This is a genomic window from Methylobacterium sp. J-070 (assembly GCF_022829385.1).
In the GTDB taxonomy this organism is placed as follows: domain Bacteria; phylum Pseudomonadota; class Alphaproteobacteria; order Rhizobiales; family Beijerinckiaceae; genus Methylobacterium.
In genome coordinates this window covers 1-765 of record NZ_JAKSXX010000223.1, presented here as the reverse complement: position 1 = coordinate 765, position 765 = coordinate 1, and the positions used below count along the sequence as shown (strand labels likewise).

Below are 765 nucleotides of genomic sequence, written 5' to 3'. Positions count from 1 at the left end.
GTGGAGTGGTCGACCTCCAGGCCTCTCTCGAGGAGCATCTCCTCGATGTCGCGATAGCTCAGCGCGTAGCGCAGATACCAGGACACCGCCTGCACGATGAGGCTGGCCTCGAAGTGCCGGCCCCGGAAGTCGCCTTTGGCGTCTCGCTTCAGCTTGAGCGCGAGGACGTTGCGGATCATGGGCCGGCTCCGGATCGGAGCGGCAGGCTCGGCGGCTATGACTAACGAGCCGTGAACCTCAGCGCATTCCCGTTTGCGACATGCCCGTGCTGAACACCCACCCATCGCCGAGCGCTCACGCCTCCCCGCAGGTGGGGGGAGGGTGCAAATCCCCAAGGGGCACGCCTACTGAAGTTCTAATCCTGCTAGAATCGGGGACAATGGAACCAAAGAAAGGCTGCCGAGGGGCAGCGGGCGACCCCGACCGAAGTGCTCGCACCGGAATCCGCGCGGGTCGTGGCGTGGGTCGAGCTATGCGGTGAGGGTCTGCGAGCGTTCGACAGGACGGACGAGGCAACCCGTACAGCCAGTCTCAGAAGGGGGGAGCGATACCAATATGGCGATCGGCGTGACAGCGCGGGAGATGTTAGGGCATCCGCGATTCATCGAGGCGCGGGCGGCTCACGTGACCTGACCGGTATTTTGGACCGAGCCGATTGAGAGGCTACTGCATGGTGGCGGCGATGGGTAGCCGGAAGGCCAGATCCGGGTAGCTGACAGGCGCGGGCGGCCGATAGCCCAGGGACGAATGCGGCCGGACGCGGTT

Annotated in this window: 1 pseudogene; it reads right to left on the bottom strand. The window is 65.1% G+C overall.

Annotated features, from left to right (window positions below):
* Positions 1–179: pseudogene (locus MKL01_RS23905) on the bottom strand (IS6 family transposase); the annotation flags it as partial.
* Between the last annotated feature and the right edge of the window lie 586 nt (positions 180–765).